Genomic DNA, 21,433 nt, shown 5'->3' with positions numbered 1-21,433 from the left:
CACGATGCTGAGATTCATTCACGCTGCGGATTTTCACCTGGACAGCGCCTTTGCCGCCCTGCCCCCCGGACGGGCGGCGGAACGGCGGCGGGAAAGCCGGGAACTGGCCTTCCGTCTGGCGGACTATGTAAACAGCCACGGGATTCCGCTGGTGCTGCTGGCCGGGGACCTCTTTGACAGCACCGCCCCCTACCGGGAGACCGGCGAGGCCCTGGCGGAGGCCCTGGGGCGGATGAAGGCCCGGGTCTTTGCCGCGCCGGGGAATCACGACTGGTACGGCCCCGGCAGTCCCTGGCTCACGGAGGCATGGCCCGACAACGTCCATATCTTCCGCGAGAACGCCATGACCTCCGCCAACGTGCCGGAGCTGGGCGTCGTGGTCCATGGCGCGGCCTTCACCGCCCCCCGGCAGGAGAGCAGTCTTCTGGCGGGCTTCACCGCGCCGGAGGACGGGCGGCTGCACCTGGGCCTTCTTCACGGTGAGATCGACCCGGCGGAAGCGCGCTATAATCCTATCCGCCGGGAGGAGGCCGCCGCCTGCGGCCTGGATTACCTGGCTCTGGGACACATCCACAGGCGGGGGGAGCCCCGGCGCTTTGGCAAAACCCTCTGCGCCTGGCCCGGCTGCCCCGAGGGCCGCGGCTTTGACGAGCTGGGGGAGAAAGGCTTTTACGAGGGCGTTTGGGACGGCGGGGCGGTCTCCCTGACCTTCGTTCCCTTCGCCCGGAGGCGGTATGAAATCCTGGATGTGGACGTAACGGATGCTCCGTCTCTCCGGGCCGCCGTGGAGGCCGCCCTGCCCCGGGGCACGGAAAACGACCTCTACCGTCTCCGCCTCACCGGGGAGACCGGCGAGGCGGGCGCGGACCCCCGAGCGCTGGAGACCGCCCTCTCCGGCCGCTTCTACGCACTGGAGGTTCAGGACCACACCCGCGTGGCGGCGGACGTCTGGGCCAGAGCCGGGGAGGACTCCCTCCGGGGCCTGTTCCTCCGGGAGCTCCGGGCCCGGTGGGACGCCGCCGGAGACGAGGCGGAGCGGGACTCCATCACCCGGGCCGTGCGCTTCGGCCTGGCGGCCCTGGACCATCGGGATTTGGGATAAGGCAGATTTTAGGGGATTTTGTGAAAAAAAGCTTGCAATCCCAAGGGGATTATGGTAAGCTATTCAGGCTACAAAGGGCGGTCCTCTGCCGCGCGCGGAAAACGCGCAGAAAAGCGGGCAAGAACGCCTATTATTACAGGAGGAATCCCCATGGATCTGATTAAGGAACTGAACAAAGAGGCACTGGCGAAAGAGACGCCCAAGGTGCAGATCGGCGACACCGTCCGTGTCCACGTGAAGGTGAAGGAAGGCTCTCGGGAGCGTATCCAGGTCTTCGAGGGCACCGTCATCGCCAAAAAGCACGGCGGCATCGAGGAAACCATCACCGTTCGCCGCCTTTCTTACGGCGTGGGCGTGGAGAAGGTGTTCCCCCTTCACTCTCCCTCCATCGACACCATTCAGGTCGTCCGCAACGGTTCCGTCCGCCGGGCCAAGCTGTATTATCTGCGTGGCCGCGTGGGCAAGGCTGCCAAGATCAAGGAAAAGCTGTAAGCGAGAATAAAAGAGAGGCGTTTGCCTCTCTTTTTCCTCTTGCATTTCCCGGTTCCCTGTGTTATAAATAGTAGTTGATATCGTATCCGCGATGAACGGGAAAATAACGATCACGCCTCGCCAAGAGAGGATGGGCCGCCGGCTGCAAGCCCATCTGCGGGACGCCGTTTGGTTCGCCCGGGAGCCGCCGTGGAGACACGGCCGGTCCGCCCTCCGTTACCGGGGCCTCAAGGGCGCGCCCGCAGGGCGCGAATCTGGGTGGTACCGCGGAAGGACCTGCCTTTCGTCCCATGGTCTGGGACGAGGGGCGTTTTCTTTTTTCCGCCCGGGATTTTTTGGAAAGGACCTGAACCCCATGAATCTCCTCCCCGTGACGCTGGCGCTGGCGCTGACCCTCTCCATCCCCCTCTCCCCGGCGGTTCCCATCGCCGCCGCCCAGGCCGCGGCGGAACGAACCGCCGAAGCCGAGGAGGCTCCCGCCCCCAGGACGGCGCCCTCCTCCCAGGAAGGCGCTCCGGTGACCTATGAACGACAGATGCCGGTCCTGATGTACCACCACGTGGTCCCCGACGGACAGGCGTGCAACGAGATGACCGTCACCGTCGGGCGGCTGGAGCAGGACCTTCGGTGGCTGGCGGAGAACGGCTATGAAACCGTCCTTCCCCGGGAGCTGGCGGCGGGGGAGTCCCTGCCGGAAAAACCCATTCTCCTCACCTTTGACGACGGCTACCGCAGCAACTATGACCTGGCCTATCCCCTTCTTCAGAAGTATCAGGCCAAGGCCGCCATCGCCGTCATGGTCTTCATGCCGGACAACTGGGCCGGGGGCTTCCTCTCCTGGGACATGTGCCGGGAGATGACCGCCTCCGGGCTGGTGGAGATCGGGTCTCACGGCTACGCCATCCACAACCTGGACCAGCGGGAGGGGAACTTCGTTCCCGGTCAGGCCAACGGCGTCCAGCGCCGGACGGGGGAGAGTGAAGACGATTTCCGCCGCCGGGTGCTGGAGGACCTCCGCCTCAGTCATGAGCGCATCGCCGCCGAGCTTGGGACGGCCCCCTCCTTTTTCGCCTATCCCTTCGGCAAGACCGACCCGGACGCCGACGCCTATCTGAACGCGCTCTTCCCGCTGACGGTGGTAACGGGGCCGGGCAGGTATCCGGCGGACCTCTCCCAGGGGCTTCACCAGCTGCCCCGCTATACCGTCACCATGCAGCGCCCGCCCTGGGCGCTGCTGAAAAACACCTGAGTCCCCACATCCAAGAAAAGGAGCCAACCATATGAAAGAACAGTTAGAATCCATCCGCAAAGGAGCGCTGGAGGCCATCGGCGCCGTCCAGGAGACCTCTGGGCTGGAGGCCCTCCGGGTCAAGTACCTGGGCAAAAAGGGCGAGCTGACCGCCGTACTGAAGCAGATGGGCGGCCTCTCCGCCGAGCTGCGGCCCGTCGTGGGCCAGCTGGCCAACGAGGTCCGGGCCAGCCTGGAAAAGGCCATCGAGACCCAGTCCGCCATCCTCTCGCAAAAGGCCCTGGAGGACCGGCTGGAGGCGGAGGCGGTGGACGTGACCATCCCCGGGAAAAAGCCCCTCGCGGGCCACAAGCACCCCATGTATTCCGTGCTGGACGAGATGAAGGAAATCTTCCTGAATATGGGCTTTGAGATCATGGACGGGCCGGAGATCGAGCAGGCGGACTACAACTTCACCAAGCTCAACGCTCCGGAAAACCACCCCTCCCGGGACTGGACCGACACCTTTTATTTAAAGGAGGACTCCTCCGTCCTCCTCCGGTCCCAGACCTCTCCCATGCAGATTCGGGCCATGGAGGGCTTTGGCGTGCCCATCCGCATGATCTCTGCCGGACGGGTGTACCGCAAGGACGAGGTGGACGCCACCCACTCCCCCATGTTCCACCAGATCGAGGGCCTTGTGGTGGACAAGGGCGTCACCATGGCGGACCTGAAGGGAACGCTGAACGCCGTCATCCGGGAAATCTACGGCCCGGAGACCGTCACCCGCTTCCGCCCCCACCACTTCCCCTTTACGGAGCCCAGCTGCGAGGTGGATATCCAGTGCTACAAATGCGGCGGCCAAGGCTGCCCCACCTGCAAGGGGGAGGGCTGGATTGAGCTTCTGGGCGCGGGCATGGTCCACCCCAAGGTGCTGCGGGGCTGCGGCATCGACCCGGAGGAATACTCCGGCTTCGCCTTTGGCATGGGGCTGGAGCGGCTGGCCTTGGGCCGGTATAAAATCAGCGATATGCGTCTGATCTTTGAAAACGACATCCGCTTCCTGGAGCAGTTCTGAAGAAACGGGGGAAGTTGAGCATGGCGGATTATGTATCGGTTTTCACCTGCAAAAACAACGTGAGCCTTTTGCTCCAGGCCAGCGGCGAACCGGTGATGGCCCTGGGGGAGAAGCTGGGGACCCTCTGCCCGGACGCCTATATGAACGGCTACAACTGGGAGGCCCTGCTCCGGTACTATCTGGAGAAACACGCCCCGGACATCCTGGAGGAAATGGATCCGGACCCGGAGGCGGACATGTACGAGGCCCACTGGCCCCTGACCCCGGAAAACGAGGCAAAGGCCAAACGCTTTGAGGAAATCATCCGCTCCCTGGTGGAGCATGAGGAAACGCTCTGCCGTTTCGTCCAGGAAAACGGCGAGGAAATCGAGTGGGACTGACCGCTCACTTTCATAGGAAAGAGGAGTTAAGAATATGAAACTTTCCCGTAAATGGTTACAAGAATTTGTGGACGTGGGCCCGGTCAGCGACCGGGACTTCGCCGAGGCCATGACCATCTCCGGCTCCAAGGTGGAGGTCACCGAGGATCTGGGGGCGGAAATCCAAAACGTGGTGGCGGGCCGTATCAAGGACCTGGAGCGCCATCCCGACAGCGACCACATGTGGGTCTGCCGGGTGGACATTGGGGAGGCGGAGCTGGTCCAGATCGTCACCGGGGCCTGGAACATTCACAAGGGGGACCTGGTCCCGGTGGCTAAGCACAACTCCACCCTTCCCGGCGGCAAGAAAATCACCCGGGGCAAGCTGCGGGGCGTGCTGTCCGACGGCATGCTGTGCGGACTCCATGAGCTGGGCCTGGACGAGCGGGATTTTCCCTACGCCGCCATTGAGGCCGCCGCCCTGCTGCACGATTATAAGCCCATTGACCCGGAAAAGCCCTCCATCCCCGCCGGTATCCAGCCGGGGCATAAAATCTTCGGGCCGGTGGTCTGCGCCCGGGTGGACCTGGTGATGCACAACGGCGGGGGGTACTGGACCTTTGCGCTGGATTGGGGCGAAGGCAGCGGCAACGTCCACAACGTCCGCCTCCAGAATATTCACCAGGGAGATCTGGTGGCCTACAACACGAAAACCCAATCCATCTGCACCCTGGCGGACCTCCACGCCGAGCAGCGGGAGTTCCCCCACTGCATCCCTGACGGCATCTTTGTCCTTTACGAGAACTGCAAACCCGGCGACGATATCAAGCCCGTCATCGGCGCGGACGACCATGTGGTGGAGTTTGAAATCACACCCAACCGGCCCGACTGTCTCTCTGTCATCGGCCTGGCCCGGGAGGTGATGGCGACATTCAACAAGCCCATGAAGTTCCACGAGCCCGTGGTGAAAGGCTGCCCCGAGGACGCGGAGAACCCCTTGGCCCGCTCCCTGCCGGAGCTCCTGGACGTGGAGACCCCGGACCCGGACCTCTGCCCCCGGTACACCGCCCGAATGGTGCGGAACGTGAAGATCGCCCCCTCCCCCAAGTGGATGCGGGAGCGGCTGCGGAACATGGGCGTCCGACCCATCAACAACATCGTGGATATTACCAACTACGTCATGCTGGAATACGGCCAGCCCATGCACGCCTTCGACTACCGCTATGTCAAGGGCGGGAAAATCGTGGTCCGCCGGGCCCGGGCCGGCGAGGAGCTGACCACCCTGGACGGGAACGTCCGGAAGCTGACGCCGGACATGCTGGTCATCGCCGACGACACCCGGGCCGTGGGTCTGGCGGGCGTCATGGGCGGACTGAACAGCGAGATTGTGGAGGACACCGTGGACGTGGTCTTCGAATCCGCCAACTTCGAGGGCAGCTGCATCCGGAAAACCGCCCTGGCCCTGGGCATGCGGACGGAGGCCTCCGCCAAGTTCGAAAAGGGCCTGGATATCCTGAACACCCTCCCCGCCGTGAACCGGGCCTGCGAGCTGGTGGAGCTGCTGGGAGCCGGCGAGGTGGTGGACGGCGTCATCGACATTCTGAACTACGTCCCCCAGCCCACCGTTTTGAAACTGGAGCCGGAGAAGATCAACGCCCTGCTGGGCACCGACGTGCCGGAAAACGTCATGTACACCATGCTGCAAAAGCTGGGCTTTGAAACCACCTCGGAGCGGGGCTTCCTCAAGGTCCCCTCCTGGCGCAGCGACGTGGAGGGCATGGCGGACCTGGCGGAGGAAATAGCCCGGTTCTACGGCTACAACAAAATCCCCGACACCATCTCCGGCGGGCTCAACGAGCGCCGGGGCTGGACTCCCGTCCAGCAGGCGGAGAACACCGCCGGAGCCCTCTGCCGGGGGCTGGGATACAGCGAGATCATCACCTACTCCTTCATCAGCCCCGCCTACTACGACAAGATCAACCTCCCGGCGGACTCCCCCCTCCGGGACTCCATGAAGATTCTGAATCCCCTGGGGGAGGACACCTCCATCATGCGCACCACCACCCTGCCCTCCCTGCTGGAGATTCTGGCCCGGAACTGCCACTACCGGAACAAGGCCGTCCGGCTCTATGAGCTGGGCCGGACCTACTTTGCCAGAAACGACGGCTCCGGCATGGCCGACGAGCCCAAGGTGCTGTCCCTGGGCGGTTACGGCGATCTGGACTTTTTCACGCTCAAGGGCGCCGTGGAGTCCGTGCTGGAGGGCCTGCGCATCGGAGACCTGCGCTTCGAGGCGGAGCGGGGGAATCCCTCCTACCACCCCGGCCGCTGCGCCAGGGTCTACAGCGGGGAGCGTTTTCTGGGCCAGCTGGGCCAGATTCACCCCGCCGTGGCGGCGAACTACGATGTGGACTGCGAGCTCTACGCCGCCGAGCTGCATTTTGACGCTTTGCTTGCCAGCATGGGCGGCACGCCGGTGTACCAGCCCCTGCCCCGCTTCCCCGCCGTTACCCGGGACATCGCCCTGGTCTGTGACCGGAACCTCCCTGTGGGCCGTCTGGAGGACTGCATCCGCCGGGGAGCCAAGGGCCTTTTGAAGTCCGTCGCCCTTTTCGACGTTTACACCGGCGCCGGCATCCCCGAGGGAAAGAAGAGCGTGGCGTTCAATCTGGAACTGCGCTCCGACGACCGGAGCCTCGCCGCCCAGGAAGCCGACGAGGACGTAAAGGGCATCCTGGAGCTGCTTTCCAGCGAGCTGAACGCCGTGCTGCGGTAAGGTTTTTTCCTTCCAGTAAAAATCTTTCGTAAAATTCCCCGCGAAACCCTTTACAGTCCGCCAAAAATCGAGTATACTAGAGATGATTCAGAAAGGAAGGTGGTGTTTCTATGGACGATTTCACCAGAAAATTCAGCCTCGCTTTGGAAAAGGACGCGGAGATTCATCAAATTCTCTCCTCGGTCTACAAATCGCTGGAGGAAAAGGGCTATAATCCCATCAACCAGATTGTGGGTTATATTCTGTCCGAGGACCCCACCTATATCACCAACCACAACAACGCCCGCACCCTGATCCGCAAGGTGGACCGGGACGAACTGCTTCAGGTCCTGGTGCGGAAGTATCTGGGTCAGTAACAAAAAGAGTAACAATCTGTCACCAATTTCGACTGAAATCCCACGGAAACCAGCTGGCCGCCCGAAGGGGCGTCGGGAGCTGTCCGTGGGATTTTTATTTTTTGTCAGTTTTAGCTGAATGATGCTCTGTTTTTTCGTCAAATTGCTCAGAATCGAATGTTGACAAAACGGGAAAAAGATGTTACAATTTGGTTACAAAATTTTTCAAGGAGGTTTTTTATGGCTGGGAGCAAGAACAGCAAAACCGAAGGCCTTGTATATAAGGGCCATCCCCTCCGCAGGGCGGGCAATCTGATCTACTACGGCACGATGGCCGAAAAATATATTATCATGATGCAGGTGCTGGACACCAGGAAGGAGCAGGATCTGGAGCTTGCCACTAAGGTCTCCATTCAGCTCCAGCTCACGGACCCGCAGCTGAAGTCCAGAGACCGCGTCGTCAAGAAAAGCGAAAAGGACAGCCTGTACGCCGCGATGGACATCGCCGCCGTCTGGCTGAACCGGGCCCTGGCGGGCAAGGAGAAGTAACGGGCTTTTCCGAAAAAACCGAAGAAATGGCGTCAGCCGCTTCACCCAACCGTTTTACAAAAGATACGAGAAAGGAAGCGTACTCCCATGAATCGACTTGCAGGAAAGGCCGCCAAGGTTCTGGCGCTCTCCATGATTACGATGATGTTTCTGGCCGTCTCCGTCTTCGCCGCCGAGGGCGACGATCTGGTGATTGGCATCGGCAAGACCACCGGCTCCTCCCTTCGTCTCCGGTCCGCCCCCTCGCTGGACGCCTCCGTCCTCACCATGCTGGACAAGGACTGGACCATCGCCGTCCTGGGCGAGGCCGACGGCTGGTATCACGTGGCCCACAACGGCGACGACGGCTATGTCTCCGCCGACTTCTTCACCATGAGCGAGGAGACGGAGTTCGAGTACTACGGCCGGATCAATGCCCGGGGCGTCAACGTCCGGGCGGAGGCCAACATTGACAGCGAAATCGTGAACAACCTGGGCCTGGGCAGCGGCGTCACCGTCACCGGCATTGAGAACGGCTGGTACAGCATCACCGGTACATACGGCGACGGTTACGTCCGCAGCGACTACATCAGCCTGACCAACGAGACCCCCCTGACCCCCGGCGCCAGCGTGGGCGACAGCAGCATCGTGGACTTCGCCCGGCAGTTCCTGGGCACCCGGTATCGTTACGGCGGCGCGGCCCCTGGCGGCTTTGACTGCTCCGGCTTTACTATGTATGTGTACAAGCAGTTCGGCGTCTCCCTGCCCCACACGGCCACCGGCCAGTGGCAGAGCGGCCTGGGCACCCGGGTTTACAGCCTGGGTGAGCTCCAGCCCGGCGATCTGGTGTTCTTCAACGACCCCAGCCGCAACGCCGGAAAGGCGTGCTCCCACGCGGGCATCTACGTCGGCGGCGGGCAGATGATTCACTCCTCCTCCTCCCGGAGCGGCGGCGTGATCTACTCCGACCTGACGGATGGCTACTACAATACATACTTCGTGGGCGGTATCCATATCTGATTTTGGGACAAGCTCAAGGCGGCGCGGTTTTCACCGCGCCGCCTTTTTGCGCTGGATTCCCGTCGCCGCCGCTTCGTCCCGGTCCGCCGCCAAACCTCCGGAGCGAGCGAAAGTTCCTTTAATTACTTTCCTTTCAAGGAAAGCGACACGGCTCCCGCAGTCCGCGTCCTCCATAATCCAGAGGCGCGCTTCCTTTTTCTTGAAAGAAAAAGGAAGCAAAAAGAACGTTTGCGCGCTTCGCAGTCCGGAGGACGCGCTGGCTTTTTCGACGGCAACCGGGCCGGTTGCGGCCTTGGTTGGTGGACGCAACCGGCGCAACCTGCTATACTGGCCATAAAAACAGGTTTTGCAAATGCCGAAAGGAGAAATGAAATGAGCATTGCGGAGATCATCAGACAGGCCCGGGAGGGTCTGGGGCTCACCCAGGAGGACCTGGCGGAAAAGCTGGAGGTTAGCCGTCAGGCCGTCAGCAAGTGGGAGCTGGGGGCGTCGGTCCCCAGTCCGGAGAATCTGGAGCTGTTGAAGGAGGTGCTGGGAATCACATTTCCCGCGCCGGAGGAGGCCCCTATCCAAGCCGTCTCCCAGCCCGCGCCCAAAACGCCCTTTTGGAACTGGAGGCGGGTGGTGCTTTTGGTCCTGGGGGTGCTGGTGCTGCTTGCGCTGCTGGCAAATGTGATGTTTGTGCTCCTCAAGCCGAACTCGCATACCGACGCGCCGCGCCCCTCGGAACCGTATATCACCGGCGTCTACTTTTTTGATGCGGACGCCGCCCCTCTCCAGCCGGACCTGGGGGATGGGTGGAACGCCTTCACCGCCGGAGAACGGGTATTGGTGATGACGGCGTTCGAGAACGGCGCGGAAAACTCTGTCAACGCCGTCTCCTTGTTCCTGACTCCCGCAGGGACGGAGACCTTCGATCGCCGGGAACAAATCGCGGTCCAGGCGGTTTACGACGGCAGGGACTTCGCCCTCTTTGCCTGGGATATCCCGGAGGACCTGATGGGGCACCTGGAGGTGGTGCTGGAATGCGGCGGAAATCTGCGGGTCACGGAGACGCTGAATGTCACGGCGGCCCCCTCGTTTCAGAAGTCCCCGGAAATGCCGGGAATCCTCTCCTTGAGCTCTGACGAAATCCACGCGGCAGCGGGCGATACGGGCCATTACATTCTGAAGGCCTACGGAGCCCCCTTCGCGGAAGTGGAGTGGACGTCCTCCACCCCCGATGTGGCCCGGGTGTCCAACACCGGGACGGTATTCATAGAAGGTGAGGGCACCGCCATCATCACCGCCAGCTGGAAGGACCAGACCGCAGAGTGCCTTGTCCGGGTATTTCCTGTGTCCGCCGGCGAGGAGGGAAACACAGACCTGCCGGAGGACAGAAGGGAAGGCGGGGATGTCCTTCCCCCGCAGTATATGGCCAAATAATCTGAAAAATAGCAAAGTTATCTTTCAGGCGGGCAAAGTCCACCGGCGTACGAACCCCCGTACAGCAAAAATCAGGGCCTGGACGGCCCTGATTTTTTCGCCTCCAATAGCGCGGACTTCATCGCCGCCGCTCCAGCCCGATTCCCTGCCAGACAGCCAATGCGGGCGAAGGTTCTTTTGCCTGCTTTTCTTTCAAGAAAAGCAGGTCAGCCCTCTTCCGCCAGCTTGCGGCCCATGAGGACGCCCATGGCGGAGGACATCATCAGTCCCCGGGTCCAGCCGGAGGAGTCCCCCAGGCAGTGGAGGCCCTGGAGGCTGGTGTTGAAGTCCGTGTCCATCTTCACCCGGTTGGAGTAGAACTTCAGCTCCGGGGAATACAGCAGCGTCTCATAGGACGCAAAGCCCGGCACCACATAGTCCATGGCCTGAATGAAGTTGATGATGTTCACCATGGCCCGGTAGGGCATGGCGGCGGTGATGTCCCCCGCCACCACATCCGGCAGGGTGGGCCGGATGTTGGACTGGGCCAGCTCCTTCTGCCACGTCCGCTTGCCGTCCAGAATGTCGCCGAAGCGCTGGACCAGAATCTGCCCGTTGCCCAGCATGTTGGTCAGCTCGCCAACCTTCTGGGCGTAGGCAATGGGCTGGTTAAAGGGGATGCTGAAATTGTGGGAGCAGAGGATGGAGAGATTCGTGTTGTCGCTCTTGTACTCCTTGTAGGAATGGCCGTTGACCACGGCCAGGTCGTTGTCGTAGTTCTCCTGGCTGACAAAGCCGCCGGGATTCTGGCAGAAGGTCCGGACTTTGTTCTTGAAGGGCCGGGGCCAGCCCACCAGCTTGGACTCGTAGAGCACCCGGTTCACCATCTCCATCACCTCGTTCCGGACCTCCACCCGGACGCCGATGTCCACGGTGCCGGGGGCATGGGCGATGTTGTGCTCCGCGCAGAGCTTCTCCAGCCAGTCCGCCCCCCGGCGGCCGGTGGCGACGACGGTGTGTTTGGCGGTGATCTCCATGTCCGTCCGCCGGTCGGAGACGGTGACGCCCCTGCAGACGTCGTTCTCCAAAATGAGATTCTGGCATTCCCAGCCGAAGAGGATTTCCACCCCGTTGTTCTGTAAGTACTGCTCGATGCCAAGGTAGATGTCATGGGCCTTCTCCGTGCCCATGTGACGGATGGGACAGTCCACCAGCTTGAGTCCCGCCTGGATGGCCCGCTTGCGAATCTCCTTGCGGTCCTCCGGGTACTCCAGACCTTCGATATGGGTGTCCGCGCCGAAATCCAGATAGATCTGGTCCGCGTAGTGAATGGTCTCCTGGGCCAGGTCCGTACCGATGAGGTTGGGCAGGTCTCCCCCCACCTCATAGCTCAGGGACAGCTTCCCGTCGGAGAAGGCCCCCGCGCCGGAGAAGCCGGTGGTGATATGGCAATAGGGCTTGCAGTTTACGCACTTGTTCGTCTGGCTCTTGGGGCAGCGGCGGTTCTCAATGCTCTGCCCCTTCTCCACCATGACGATCTTCTGCCTGCTGCCTTTTTTCAGCATCTCCAGGGCGGTGAAAATACCGGCAGGTCCGGCACCAACGATTACAACGTCTGCGTTCATAGCGGCTTCTCCTTTATAAAGATTCTTGACTCATTTGGCCGACAGGTCCACCGCCCGGCGGACGATGGTCCAGGGGGGCACCTGCCGGGGCAGCTTCATGTGAAAGACGCTCTGAGGCGTCCGGGGCTCGAAGAGGGGAAGGCCCTCCTCGTCCGTCATCTCCGGAACCGTCATCTCAAAGGGCCGGAGGTTCGGTCCCACCAGCTCAACGGTATCTCCGGTTCGGAATTTGTTCCGCAGGGACAGCACGGCGTTTCCCCGGCCGTCGCAGTCTGTAATCAGCGCGGCCACCTGCCACTGCCGGACATAGCGGGCGTCGTCATAATACTGGCCCGGCGGACCGTAGAAAAACCCGGTGGAGTAGGGCCGGTGGCTGACGTGCTCCACCTCGTCCCGCCAGACGGGGTCCATGGGTTCCCCCGCCGCCAGAGCGTCCAGCCCGCGGCGATAGGCGGCGGTCACGACGGCGGCGTAATAGGCGGATTTGGCCCGGCCCTCGATCTTCAGGCTGTCCAGGAAGCGGAGGTCCTCCAGATGGTCGATCATGCACATGTCCCGGGAGTTCAGGATGTAGGCCCCGCCGCCGTCCTCCTCGATGGGGAAGAACTCGCCGGGACGCTTCTCCTCCACGAGGGCGTATTTGTACCGGCAGGGCTGGGCGCAGGCCCCCCGGCTGGAGTCCCGGCCCGTCATATAATTGCTCAGAAGGCACCGCCCGGAGTAGCTGACGCACATGGCGCCGTGGACGAAGGCCTCCAGCTCCAGGGAGGGGGGCGTCTTGTCCCGGATGGTGCGGATTTCCTCCAGGCTCAGCTCCCGGGCCAGGATAACCCGGCTGGCCCCCAGGTCGTGCCAGGCCCGGGCGGCCTCATAATTCGTGACGCCGGCCTGGGTGGAGACATGGCGGGCGGCGTGGGGGGCGTACCGCCCCGCCAGCTGAAAAGCCCCCAGGTCCGCCAGAATCACGGCGTCCACCCCGGCGGCCTCCAGCCGCTCCAGATGGGCGGGGAGGCGGTCCATCTCCTCATTCCGGGGCATGGTGTTCACGGTGCAGTGGACCCGGACGCCGTGGGCGTGGGCGAAGGACACGGCCTCCGTCAGGCCCTCGGGGGAGAAGTTCCCCGCGAAGGCCCGCATCCCGAAGTCCGCTCCCGCCAGGTACACGGCGTCCGCCCCATAGAGGACCGCCATGCGGAGGCGCTCCAGGTCCCCCGCCGGGGCCAGAAGTTCCGGTGTTTTAATTCCCATGGTACTCGCCGCTGTTCACAAAGTTCAGGTGCTCGTTGTAGGTCTCGAAATAGTGGTGCTTGCCGTCCTTGCCCAAGGCGTAGTAATAGTAGCCTGTCTCCTCCGGCTGGAGGGCGGCCTCGATGGCGGTCAGGCCGGGGTTGGCGATGGGCGTGGGGGGCAGACCCGGGTATTTATAGAGGTTGTAGGGGGTATCCGCCTCCAGGTCCGCCTGGGTGATGGCCCCCTCGTGGTCCGGAAGACCGTAGAGCAGGGCGGCGTCCACCTGCAAAAGGCCATTGGTTCCGGCCTTGTTGCCGGGACCGTCCAGGCGGTTGTAGATGACGGAGGCAATGCGGGCCTGGTCGGTACCGTCAGTTTCCCGCTCGATGAGGGAGGCGATGGTGATGATCTCCCGCAGGCTATAGCCCCTGGCCTCCGCCGCCGCCAGCAGCTCGTCGTCCAGCTTGCTGTTGAAGTTTTTGATAAGACGGTTCAGGGCATTGGCGGGCTTTTCCCCCACGTAGAACTCGTAGGTGTCCGGGAAGAGATAGCCCTCCAGGCGGCTGATATCCTCAGACTCGTTGTCAATGAAGTCGTACTCAAAGTCGGCGGTCTGGGCCGCCTCAAGAAGGGCCGCCTCAGTGTTGACGCCGTTCTTGGCCAGCAGGGCAATGGTCCTGGCCACGGTGTAGCCCTCGGGGATGGTGACCTGGACGGTGTCCTTGCTCATGTTCCCCGCCGCGCTCCGCATTCCCAGCACCAGGGCGTGGTAATCCATGTCGGTATTCAGGGTGTGGGTGCCCATGCCGATCTTTTCCTCCGCGCCGGTGACGTTGGCGTAGAGCTTGAAGAACCAGGTGTACTCGATAAGACCCGCGTTTTTCAGCTTGTCGGCCACCGTGTCCACCGTATCCTCCGCCGTTACCTCCACCTCCATCTCCTCTATGGGCATGCCGGCGCGGTTGAAGGAGCAGAAATCGCTGAACAGCAGCCACCCGGCGCAGCCCAGCAGCGCCGAGGCCAGCGCCACGAAGATCAGATGCAGGAGAAGGAACAGCAGCGGGTGCATTCTCCGTCTTCTCCGGCGGCGCTTCCGCTGCCGGGGGGGATGGGGCGCCTCCCGGCGGACCTGTCCCGCGTCCCAGCTGGCGGTATCGCTGTTTTTGAAATCGGCCATCTTGAAAACCTCCTTGCGCGTGGCGCGCTCCTTTGAAAATCCCCCGTGAAAAAAGGACAGGATGAATTTCAAAAGGTCAGGCTCCCGGCGCGGGCCGGCAGCATAGAATATCTCAAATCCAAGAGAGGTGACTGCATATGTGTTTTAACAACGGAAACGACAACGGGTGCCTGTGGATCGTCCTGATCATCATCCTGTTCTGCTGCTGCGGCTGCGGCGGCGGCAACAGCTGGGGCTGGGGCGGCAGCAACTGGAACTGCGGCTGCAACAATGGCTGCAACAATGGCTGCAACTGCGGCTGCGGCAACGGCTGCGGGTGCAACTGCGGCTGCGGGTGCAATTGCAGCTGCGGCTGCAACAACGGATGCAGCTGCGGGTGCAACGATACCTGCTGCTGAATTCTCCGGCGGGGCGGGACGCGGGTCCCGCCTTTGCCGCGCCCTCATTGGGACAGGCAGTCCCGCACCAGGGCGGCTACCTCGGCGTGGATGTCCTCCGGCGTCCGGGGAGCGCCGCCGGCGGCGCAGTTTATCACCGTCCAGCCCTGGGCCGCTCCGATTTCCCGGGCGCTCTCCCGGCAGAGGCGGAGATAGGCGGCGTCCTGCTCGTGGATGTCGGCCTGGGTATTCGTCTCCCGCTCCCGGCGGCGCATCAGCCGGCCCGCCGCCTCCGTGGGCATGTCCAGGTACAGCACCAGATCCGGCTCCGGCAGTCCCAGACGGCGGTACTCCAGATCAAAGAGCCAGTCCAAAAAGGCCTGCCGTTCCTCCGGCGGCAGCTTGGAGGCCTGGTGAACGGCGTTGGACGTGGTGTAGCGGTTGGCCACAATCACGCCGCCGGACTCATAAAACCGGCCCCAGTCCTCCTTATAGGAGGCAAAGCGGTCCACCGCGAACATGACGGACGCGGCGCAGGCATTGACATCGCCGGGCTTCCCCCCCAGCGCGCCGTGGAGATACAGATTCGCGGGCTCGGCGAAGGGGTTGCCATACCGGGGAAAGTCAATCTCCCGGCAGGGAACCCCCGCCTCCTCCAGGCTCCGCAGAAGCAGCCCCGCCTGGGTGGCCTTGCCGGAGCCGTCGGTGCCCTCCAGCACGATCAGCCTTCCCCTCATCTCCGCCGCTTCTCCCTCTCCACATGGACCAGGAACAGCGGCAGCTTCACCATCCGCCGGGCCCTCCGGGGGTCCTTGCACAGACGGTAAAACCACTCCAGCCCATGGTCGGACCAGAATTTGGGGGCCCGCTCCACCACTCCGGCGAAGACATCCAGGCTGCCGCCCAGGCCGCAGAGGAGGCGCGCTCCCGCGGCCTCGCCGTGCTTGGCCATCCAGAGCTCCTGCTTCGGGGCCCCCAGGCAGACGAACACGCAGTCCGCCCCGCTCTCCCGGATATCCTGGACCACGGGGGCGTCCTCCTGAAAATAGCCGTCCCGGGTCCCGGCGATCCGCAGTCCGGGATACCGCTCCGCCAGCCGCTTTCCGGCCAGCTCCGCCACGCCGGGCTTGGCCCCCAGGAGATAGAGGGACATCCCCTCCCGGGCCATGCGCTCCATCAGCCCGGAGGCAAACTCGATGCCGGGCACCTTCTCCTTCAGGGGCGTTCCCAGCATCCGCGCGCCCTTGACCACGCCGATGCCGTCGGGCAGCACCAGGTCCGCCTCGTTCACCGCCTGCCGGGCGGCGAGATTTTCCCGGCAGAGCTCCACGATCTCCGGGTTGGGCGTGACCACATAATGGACGCCGGGGCTGCGGAGCAGCTCCATGCCCCGGTCCAGGGCCTCGTCCATGGTTACGTTGTCAAAGCCCACGCCAAGCACGTTGATTCGCAAACCATCACCTCATTTGGGCAGATAAGCATATCATTACCATTATACGGCCATTATAGCATAGCTTAAACCGCTTGTCCATCGCCAAATCTCAGGCCGCCTCCGTCCGCCTCCGCAGGGGGAAGGGCAGCTGCGCCAGCACCACCGCCGCCAGCATCAGGGCACAGCCCAGATACTCCCGGCCGCTCATCCGGTTCCCCAGAATCAGCGCCCCGGCCACGGCGGCGAAGACGGACTCCATGCTCATCAGCAGCGAGACCACCGCCGGGTCCGAGTCCTTCTGGGCCAGAATCTGAAGGGTGTACGCCACGCCGCTGGAGAACACGCCCACATACAGCACCGGCCCCAGGCACTGGGGCAAAAGCTCCAGGGGCGGCAGGGTCTCCGTCAGCGCCCCGGCGGCGGAGAACAGGGTCATGACCAAAAACTGGGCGCAGGACAGGGCCACGCCGTCCACCTTGTTGGTGAAGTGGTCCACCGCCAGAATCTGCACCGTGAAGCAGAAGGCGCAGACCAGCACGTAGAAATCCCCACCTGTGATGGAAAAGCTCTCCGTGACGCAGAGGCAGTACAGCCCCGCCACCGCCAGCATCACCCCCAGCCACACGGCCCGGGGCGCCTTTTTCCCAAAGAGCAGCCCCGCCAGGGGCACCAGCACGATGTACAGCGCCGTGATGAAGCCCGCCTTGCCGGGGGTGGTGGTCTCCAGTCCCTTCTGCTGGAAAAAGCTGGCCACCGCCAGCGCCGCGCCGCAGCAAAGGCCCCCCAGAAGCAGGTCCCGCCGGGACCCGGCGGGGGACGCGCCGCCCGTTTTGCGGCGGTAAAGCCCCCGGAGGCCGCAGAGGCACAGCAGGAAGAAGAAGGCGATCACCGCCCTGGCGGTGTTGAAGGTAAAGGGTCCCATATACTCCGCGCCCACGCTCTGCGCCACAAAGGCGGTGCCCCAGATCAGGGCTGTGAACAGCGGCAGGACATTTTGACGAACTCTGTTGACTTTCATTTCCCTTGCTCCATTTTGTGATCTGTGATATAGTAAAGATGCGGACGCAAGGCCGCGCAAATTTGTATTTTAACACCGAGGTGAGGAAATGGCAAGGCTTTCCCGGGAATTCTACGCCCAGGACACGGTGGAAACCGCGCAAAAGCTGTTGGGCAAATACCTGATCCGCCGCCTGGACGGGGAGACCCTGGCGGGGCGCATCGTGGAGACCGAGGCCTACGTGGGCCGCTGCGACAAGGCCTGCCACGCCTACCACTACCGCCGCACGGCCCGGACGCAGACCCTTTTCGCCCCGCCGGGAACGGCGTATATCTATCTTATTTACGGCATGTATCACTGCCTGAATTTCGTCACGGAGCCTGAGGGCGAGCCGGCCGCCGTCCTTCTCCGGGCCCTTCAGCCCGCGGCGGGGGCGGAGTCCATGGCCCGCCGCCGCTATGGGGACAAGCCCATGACGCCCTACCGGCAAAAGAACTTCCTCAACGGTCCCGGCAAGGTCTGCCGGGCCCTGGGGCTGACCCGGGCGGAGAACGGGCTGGATTTGACGGGGGACACGCTGTTCCTCTGCGACGCGCCGGAGGACGCGGGCCTGCCCCCCTTCGTCCCCCCAGAGCGGGAGCGCATCGTCGCCGGCCCCCGGATCGGGGTGGATTACGCGGAGGAGGCCCGGGATTTTCCCTGGCGCTTCCGGCTGGAACAGGAGAATGAGCGTCATGTTTTTCTTTGATATGGACGGCGTCCTTACCGACTCCAACGGCATCTGGAAGAAGGTGGACCGGGAATTCCTGGCCCGCCGGGGGATGAAATACACCCACGCCTATTACGAGGGCGTGGCCCACGTCCCCCTGCCCCTGGCGGCGAAGTTCACCCGGGAGTTCTGCAAGCTCTCCGAGTCCTGTGAGGAGATCGTGGCCGAGTGGATGGAGCTGGCGGAGGACTCCTACGCCCGCGTGCCGGTAAAGCCCGGCGTCCGGGCTTATCTGAAGCAGTGCCGGGCCGAGGGGCGGCGGATGGCCGTGGTGACCTCCAGCGTGCCGGAGCACTGCCACATGGCCCTGGGAGCCCTGGGGCTGGAGAAATACTTCGAGCGGGTCAGCTTCGCCCAGGAGCTGGGGCTGGAGAAGCGAAAGCCGGACATCTGGCAGGCCGCCGCCCGGGCCGCGGGGGTGCGGTCGGAGGACTGCACGGTTTTTGACGACAGTCTCGCCGCCTGCCAGGGGGCCCGGGCCGCCGGAATGCGGGTGGTGGGGGTCCACGACGGGCTCTTTGCTCACGACGAGACGGAAATGCGGGGGTTTTGCGACGTGTATATCAAGAGCTTTGAAGAGCTTCTCTGGATACCGGAGCGAGGGAAACGGAACTGAATACGACGCGGGAGGCCCGGACATCCGGCCCTCCCGCACTTTGCTTCTATATGGCGTTTCACCATTCCGGCGGGTAGTCCCGCCCTGCCTCATCTATATACACCATCCCCGCCCGCCGCATGGCGGCTTTTTTGCCTTGCCGCAGCTCTTGCCGCGAAGCCGCCTCCAGGCGCGGGAGGACGTATCCTTCTTTCAGGCCCCCCGGTTCTCTCAGCCGAAGAAGTACCGGAACATGTCAAAGGGGTCGTAGCCGCCGTTTCCGTAGCTGTAGCGGTCGTTTCCGCTGTTCTGGCTCTGCTGGGTCTGCTGCTGTTGGGCCTGCTCCTCCTTGGGGGCCGCGCCCCAGGTGATTTCCACGGTAATGGTCCCGTCGGGGCGGTAGACCTCCAGCGTGGCCGTGTCCCCGGCGGAGTACTTTTTCTTGGCCAGGTTCAGGTCCTCCACGGTTTTAATGTCCGTGCCGTCCACCTTGGTAATCACGTCGCCCATTCTGAGGCCCGCCTTGTCGGCGGCGCTGTCGGGCTCCACGTAGTTGATGAATACGCCGGCGGTCACGTCATAGTGGAACTGGGCCGCCGTACCCTCGGTCAGGGTCTGGGGCGTGATGCCAAGGTACGCCCGGTTGGAGACATAGCCGTTGGTCATGATGTCCTTCACCATGGAGAACACGTCGTTCATGGGAATCGCGAAGCCCAGGCCCTCCACCGTGGTGCCGTTGGAGGACTGCGAGTACTTGGCCGAGACGATGCCCACCACCTCGCCGTACTGGTTGAAGAGGGGGCCGCCGGAGTTGCCGGGGTTGATGGAGGTGTCCGTCTGAATCATGTTGAAGGGCGTCCCATCCACGTTGATGGCCCGGTCCACGCAGGAGACCATGCCGCCGCTCATGGAGAAGGTCAGCTCGCCCAGGGGGTTGCCGATGGCCAAGACGTGGTCCCCCACGTTCAGCAGCGAGCTGTCTCCCAGGGTGACGGGCTGGAGGTCCTCCGCCTCCACCTTGATGACGGCGATGTCGTAGTCCTCCTCGCCGCCGATATATTTGGCCTCGTACTCGTCGCCGTTATACAGGGTGACGGTGACGGTCTCCGCGTTCTTCACCACATGGTAGTTGGTGAGAATGTAGCCGTCCTTGCTCAGCACGAAGCCGGACCCGGCGGAGGCCGTCTGCACCGGCTGGCCGTAAAAGTTATACCCGGCGGTGGCGGAGGTGCGGATGGATACTACGCTGTTGACGTTGGCGGCGTAGACCTCCGCGTCGCTGAGGGAGGTCTTCCCGTCCACGGTGCGGAGGGCCACCTGCGTGGCGGGGCGGCTGGAGACGTTGATCTCGCTTTCGTTCTGGGCGGTCCGGGAAACGGCCCACACGGCCCCGCCTCCCGCCGCGCCGCCCAGCAGGGCGCAGCTCAGGGCCAGGGCGGTAATTTTCAGGCCCAAGCGGTTCTTCTTCACAGGCTTCCTCTCCAATTCAGGCCCCTGGGGGCCGGGCTGTTCTCCGGGACGGACGGTTTCCCGCTGGTGGGAGAGCTCGCTGCCGTCCTTGCGGTAGGTGTAATTGTAAAGATTGTTCTCGTCGTTATACATCATGGCTTCCTCCTTATTATGTATCCAGGTTTTTCTTTTCTTAGAAGATAAGATAACAGGAAATCGTGTCGAACGTGTGAACTGAGATTGTCCGGTTTTTGAATTCTGCGGCGTTCCTCGTTTGGGACCGCCGTTCTCTTGAGTTCATGGCCTTAGTATAGACCGGAGAACTTAAAAATTACTGAAAGGGATTTAAAGAAATTTTGAACGATTGGGTCTTGCCAGCGGGGCCTCCCCATGCTATCATAAAAATAGGCTTCTTTGCAAAATTTGGGGAGGTATCCATCATGCGAATCAAACGGGTTTTGCTCTGCGCTCTGGCTCTGGCCCTTCTGACGCTGCCGGTCTCCGCCCACGGCCATCACGGCGGCGGATGCCACGGCCAGCGCGTCCAGCGGGCGGTCGCCGTCTGCCAGGCGGAGGGCTGCGCGGCGGCCGGACGGCACGTTCACGGCGGCGTCTCCTACTGCGGCTATCACCACGAGAGCGGCGTCTGCGACAACAACTGCCGCGCTCTTTGCGCCGTGGAGGGCTGCGCCCTCGCCGGACGGCATGTCCATGGCGGCGTCTCCTACTGCGGCTATGACCATGAGGCGGGCTTCTGCGACGGCTCCTGCCGCGCGCTTTGCACTGTGGAGGGCTGCGCCCTCGCCGGACGGCATGTCCATGGCGGCGTCTCTTACTGCGGCTATGACCATGAGGCGGGCTTCTGCGACGGCTCCTGCCGCGCGCTTTGCACTGTGGAGGGCTGCAACCTTACCGGGCGGCACTCCCACGGCGGCGTCCCTTACTGCGGCTATGACCATGCAGCAGGGTTCTGCGACGGCTCCTGCCTCGCCGCCCAATAAAGCGCCTTCCCCGTTTTCCAGCAGCTCCGGGACCGTCGAAAGGCGGTCCCTTTTTTGCCGCGCAAAGGACCTTGCCCCTCTTAGTTCCAACGCGTCACCTTTGAAGTTTGATGCCAATTTTTTCACCGTCTCAAACCGCGCATACTCCCCACGTCAAAGCGCACACTAGGAGAGCGCTGATGGAACGGCGGGCTTTCATCAAACGTGGAGACGGCGTCGGGGCCTCTTCACACTGGGGAAGAACGGCGGACCCCGGCGCCTTGAAAATCTTCACGCGGGAGGACCAAACTCATGACCAAGGACTGCACCAACGGCGGCTGCGCCTGCACGCCCAACCAGAGCATCAAGTGCACGGTGAACAACTGCGCCAACCACTGCCAGGACACCGGCTACTGCGGCCTGAGCACCATTCAGGTGGGCACCCATGAGACCAACCCCACCATGGTGGAGTGCACCGAC

22 protein-coding genes are annotated in these 21,433 nt (G+C 63.0%); 15 read left to right on the top strand and 7 right to left on the bottom strand.

Annotated elements, in window-relative coordinates:
* Positions 1–4: 4 nt before the first annotated feature.
* The 10 genes from QZ329_RS09460 (at position 5) to QZ329_RS09415 (ending at position 10,343) form a co-directional block, all read left to right on the top strand.
* Positions 5–1,102: a DNA repair exonuclease gene (locus QZ329_RS09460; protein WP_295751632.1), complete on the top strand. Its 1,098-nt coding sequence runs from the start codon at positions 5–7 to the stop codon at positions 1,100–1,102.
* Positions 1,103–1,252: 150 nt separating this feature from the next.
* Positions 1,253–1,594: a 50S ribosomal protein L19 gene (rplS, locus tag QZ329_RS09455; protein WP_295751629.1), complete on the top strand. Its 342-nt coding sequence runs from the start codon at positions 1,253–1,255 to the stop codon at positions 1,592–1,594.
* A gap of 355 nt (positions 1,595–1,949) precedes the next feature.
* The gene (locus tag QZ329_RS09450) at positions 1,950–2,843 is read left to right on the top strand and encodes a polysaccharide deacetylase family protein (RefSeq protein WP_295751626.1); all 894 of its coding nucleotides are present in this window, start codon (positions 1,950–1,952) and stop codon (positions 2,841–2,843) included.
* Positions 2,844–2,874: 31 nt separating this feature from the next.
* Positions 2,875–3,900 carry a phenylalanine--tRNA ligase subunit alpha gene (gene pheS / locus QZ329_RS09445; RefSeq protein ID WP_295751623.1) on the top strand — a complete coding sequence of 342 codons (1,026 nt, stop codon included), beginning with the start codon at positions 2,875–2,877 and terminating at the stop codon, positions 3,898–3,900.
* 20 nt (positions 3,901–3,920) lie between these two features.
* Positions 3,921–4,280 (top strand): Imm51 family immunity protein, encoded by a 360-nt coding sequence (locus QZ329_RS09440; RefSeq protein ID WP_295751621.1) that lies wholly within the window; start codon positions 3,921–3,923, stop codon positions 4,278–4,280.
* 34 nt (positions 4,281–4,314) lie between these two features.
* Positions 4,315–7,035 carry a phenylalanine--tRNA ligase subunit beta gene (pheT, locus tag QZ329_RS09435; RefSeq protein WP_295751618.1) on the top strand — a complete coding sequence of 907 codons (2,721 nt, stop codon included), beginning with the start codon at positions 4,315–4,317 and terminating at the stop codon, positions 7,033–7,035.
* 110 nt (positions 7,036–7,145) lie between these two features.
* Positions 7,146–7,391: an IreB family regulatory phosphoprotein gene (locus tag QZ329_RS09430; RefSeq protein WP_295751616.1), complete on the top strand. Its 246-nt coding sequence runs from the start codon at positions 7,146–7,148 to the stop codon at positions 7,389–7,391.
* A 219-nt stretch (positions 7,392–7,610) separates the two neighbouring features.
* On the top strand, positions 7,611–7,919 hold the full coding sequence (locus tag QZ329_RS09425) for a hypothetical protein (protein ID WP_295751613.1): 309 nt from the start codon (positions 7,611–7,613) through the stop codon (positions 7,917–7,919).
* Between the two features lie 87 nt (positions 7,920–8,006).
* Positions 8,007–8,918, top strand: coding sequence for an NlpC/P60 family protein (locus QZ329_RS09420; protein ID WP_295751610.1), 912 nt, complete (start codon positions 8,007–8,009; stop codon positions 8,916–8,918).
* Between the two features lie 372 nt (positions 8,919–9,290).
* Positions 9,291–10,343, top strand: a complete 1,053-nt coding sequence (locus QZ329_RS09415; RefSeq protein ID WP_295751606.1) for a helix-turn-helix domain-containing protein — start codon at positions 9,291–9,293, stop codon at positions 10,341–10,343.
* Between the two features lie 206 nt (positions 10,344–10,549).
* Here QZ329_RS09415 and QZ329_RS09410 read toward each other — a convergent pair whose 3' ends face one another.
* Genes QZ329_RS09410 through mltG form a run of 3 tightly spaced genes read right to left on the bottom strand, consistent with a single transcriptional unit; the run spans position 10,550 to position 14,354 of the window.
* Complete coding sequence (locus QZ329_RS09410; RefSeq protein ID WP_295751603.1) at positions 10,550–11,947, bottom strand: FAD-binding protein; 1,398 nt, start codon at positions 11,945–11,947, stop codon at positions 10,550–10,552.
* 30 nt (positions 11,948–11,977) lie between these two features.
* Positions 11,978–13,195 carry a U32 family peptidase gene (locus QZ329_RS09405; protein ID WP_295751601.1) on the bottom strand — a complete coding sequence of 406 codons (1,218 nt, stop codon included), beginning with the start codon at positions 13,193–13,195 and terminating at the stop codon, positions 11,978–11,980.
* Positions 13,185–14,354 (bottom strand): endolytic transglycosylase MltG, encoded by a 1,170-nt coding sequence (gene mltG, locus QZ329_RS09400; RefSeq protein WP_295751598.1) that lies wholly within the window; start codon positions 14,352–14,354, stop codon positions 13,185–13,187. Before mltG ends, QZ329_RS09405 begins: the two co-directional genes overlap by 11 nt.
* A gap of 137 nt (positions 14,355–14,491) precedes the next feature.
* On the opposite strand from mltG, the gene QZ329_RS09395 reads away from it, so the two are divergent.
* Positions 14,492–14,752: a hypothetical protein gene (locus QZ329_RS09395; protein WP_295751596.1), complete on the top strand. Its 261-nt coding sequence runs from the start codon at positions 14,492–14,494 to the stop codon at positions 14,750–14,752.
* Positions 14,753–14,796: 44 nt separating this feature from the next.
* On the opposite strand, the gene QZ329_RS09390 is transcribed toward QZ329_RS09395, so the two are convergent.
* From QZ329_RS09390 to QZ329_RS09380, 3 genes are all read right to left on the bottom strand, one after another.
* Positions 14,797–15,468 (bottom strand): thymidylate kinase, encoded by a 672-nt coding sequence (locus QZ329_RS09390; protein ID WP_295751593.1) that lies wholly within the window; start codon positions 15,466–15,468, stop codon positions 14,797–14,799.
* Positions 15,465–16,184 carry a WecB/TagA/CpsF family glycosyltransferase gene (locus QZ329_RS09385; RefSeq protein WP_295751590.1) on the bottom strand — a complete coding sequence of 240 codons (720 nt, stop codon included), beginning with the start codon at positions 16,182–16,184 and terminating at the stop codon, positions 15,465–15,467. The genes QZ329_RS09390 and QZ329_RS09385 overlap by 4 nt, the downstream gene beginning before the upstream one ends.
* A gap of 88 nt (positions 16,185–16,272) precedes the next feature.
* Entirely contained in the window at positions 16,273–17,181 is a 909-nt protein-coding gene (locus tag QZ329_RS09380) for a DMT family transporter (RefSeq protein WP_295751588.1), read from the bottom strand.
* 88 nt (positions 17,182–17,269) lie between these two features.
* Between QZ329_RS09380 and QZ329_RS09375 the strand changes: the two genes are divergently transcribed.
* Both QZ329_RS09375 and QZ329_RS09370 read left to right on the top strand, forming a co-directional pair.
* Entirely contained in the window at positions 17,270–17,908 is a 639-nt protein-coding gene (locus QZ329_RS09375) for a DNA-3-methyladenine glycosylase (RefSeq protein WP_295751585.1), read from the top strand.
* Positions 17,886–18,545, top strand: a complete 660-nt coding sequence (locus QZ329_RS09370; RefSeq protein WP_295751581.1) for an HAD family phosphatase — start codon at positions 17,886–17,888, stop codon at positions 18,543–18,545. Before QZ329_RS09375 ends, QZ329_RS09370 begins: the two co-directional genes overlap by 23 nt.
* A 210-nt stretch (positions 18,546–18,755) precedes the next feature.
* On the opposite strand, the gene QZ329_RS09365 is transcribed toward QZ329_RS09370, so the two are convergent.
* Positions 18,756–20,129 carry a trypsin-like peptidase domain-containing protein gene (locus QZ329_RS09365; RefSeq protein WP_295751578.1) on the bottom strand — a complete coding sequence of 458 codons (1,374 nt, stop codon included), beginning with the start codon at positions 20,127–20,129 and terminating at the stop codon, positions 18,756–18,758.
* A 284-nt stretch (positions 20,130–20,413) separates the two neighbouring features.
* Here QZ329_RS09365 and QZ329_RS09360 point away from each other — a divergent pair, with 284 nt between their 5' ends.
* Positions 20,414–20,974, top strand: coding sequence for a hypothetical protein (locus tag QZ329_RS09360; RefSeq protein ID WP_295751575.1), 561 nt, complete (start codon positions 20,414–20,416; stop codon positions 20,972–20,974).
* 291 nt (positions 20,975–21,265) lie between these two features.
* A partial coding sequence (locus tag QZ329_RS09355) for a DUF1540 domain-containing protein (protein ID WP_295751666.1) occupies positions 21,266–21,433 on the top strand: 168 nt, incomplete at its 3' end.

The sequence above is a fragment of the uncultured Oscillibacter sp. genome (assembly GCF_910579365.1).
In the GTDB taxonomy this organism is placed as follows: domain Bacteria; phylum Bacillota; class Clostridia; order Oscillospirales; family Oscillospiraceae; genus Oscillibacter.
Note: the sequence above shows the minus strand (reverse complement) of the source record. Positions and strands in the feature narration are given on the sequence as shown.

Excerpts from the sequence above, each read along its gene's own strand:
- QZ329_RS09440 (WP_295751621.1), top strand. The coding sequence starts at position 3,921 with ATGGCGGATTATGTATCGGTTTTCACCTGCAAAAACAACGTGAGCCTT.
- QZ329_RS09410 (WP_295751603.1), bottom strand. The coding sequence starts at position 11,947 with ATGAACGCAGACGTTGTAATCGTTGGTGCCGGACCTGCCGGTATTTTC.
- QZ329_RS09360 (WP_295751575.1), top strand. The coding sequence starts at position 20,414 with ATGCGAATCAAACGGGTTTTGCTCTGCGCTCTGGCTCTGGCCCTTCTG.
- QZ329_RS09375 (WP_295751585.1), top strand. The coding sequence starts at position 17,270 with ATGGCAAGGCTTTCCCGGGAATTCTACGCCCAGGACACGGTGGAAACC.
- QZ329_RS09370 (WP_295751581.1), top strand. The coding sequence starts at position 17,886 with ATGAGCGTCATGTTTTTCTTTGATATGGACGGCGTCCTTACCGACTCC.
- QZ329_RS09425 (WP_295751613.1), top strand. The coding sequence starts at position 7,611 with ATGGCTGGGAGCAAGAACAGCAAAACCGAAGGCCTTGTATATAAGGGC.
- QZ329_RS09420 (WP_295751610.1), top strand. The coding sequence starts at position 8,007 with ATGAATCGACTTGCAGGAAAGGCCGCCAAGGTTCTGGCGCTCTCCATG.
- QZ329_RS09450 (WP_295751626.1), top strand. The coding sequence starts at position 1,950 with ATGAATCTCCTCCCCGTGACGCTGGCGCTGGCGCTGACCCTCTCCATC.
- QZ329_RS09430 (WP_295751616.1), top strand. The coding sequence starts at position 7,146 with ATGGACGATTTCACCAGAAAATTCAGCCTCGCTTTGGAAAAGGACGCG.
- mltG (WP_295751598.1), bottom strand. The coding sequence starts at position 14,354 with ATGGCCGATTTCAAAAACAGCGATACCGCCAGCTGGGACGCGGGACAG.
- QZ329_RS09365 (WP_295751578.1), bottom strand. The coding sequence starts at position 20,129 with ATGATGTATAACGACGAGAACAATCTTTACAATTACACCTACCGCAAG.
- QZ329_RS09380 (WP_295751588.1), bottom strand. The coding sequence starts at position 17,181 with ATGAAAGTCAACAGAGTTCGTCAAAATGTCCTGCCGCTGTTCACAGCC.
- QZ329_RS09405 (WP_295751601.1), bottom strand. The coding sequence starts at position 13,195 with ATGGGAATTAAAACACCGGAACTTCTGGCCCCGGCGGGGGACCTGGAG.
- rplS (WP_295751629.1), top strand. The coding sequence starts at position 1,253 with ATGGATCTGATTAAGGAACTGAACAAAGAGGCACTGGCGAAAGAGACG.
- QZ329_RS09415 (WP_295751606.1), top strand. The coding sequence starts at position 9,291 with ATGAGCATTGCGGAGATCATCAGACAGGCCCGGGAGGGTCTGGGGCTC.
- QZ329_RS09460 (WP_295751632.1), top strand. The coding sequence starts at position 5 with ATGCTGAGATTCATTCACGCTGCGGATTTTCACCTGGACAGCGCCTTT.
- QZ329_RS09395 (WP_295751596.1), top strand. The coding sequence starts at position 14,492 with ATGTGTTTTAACAACGGAAACGACAACGGGTGCCTGTGGATCGTCCTG.
- pheT (WP_295751618.1), top strand. The coding sequence starts at position 4,315 with ATGAAACTTTCCCGTAAATGGTTACAAGAATTTGTGGACGTGGGCCCG.
- QZ329_RS09390 (WP_295751593.1), bottom strand. The coding sequence starts at position 15,468 with ATGAGGGGAAGGCTGATCGTGCTGGAGGGCACCGACGGCTCCGGCAAG.
- pheS (WP_295751623.1), top strand. The coding sequence starts at position 2,875 with ATGAAAGAACAGTTAGAATCCATCCGCAAAGGAGCGCTGGAGGCCATC.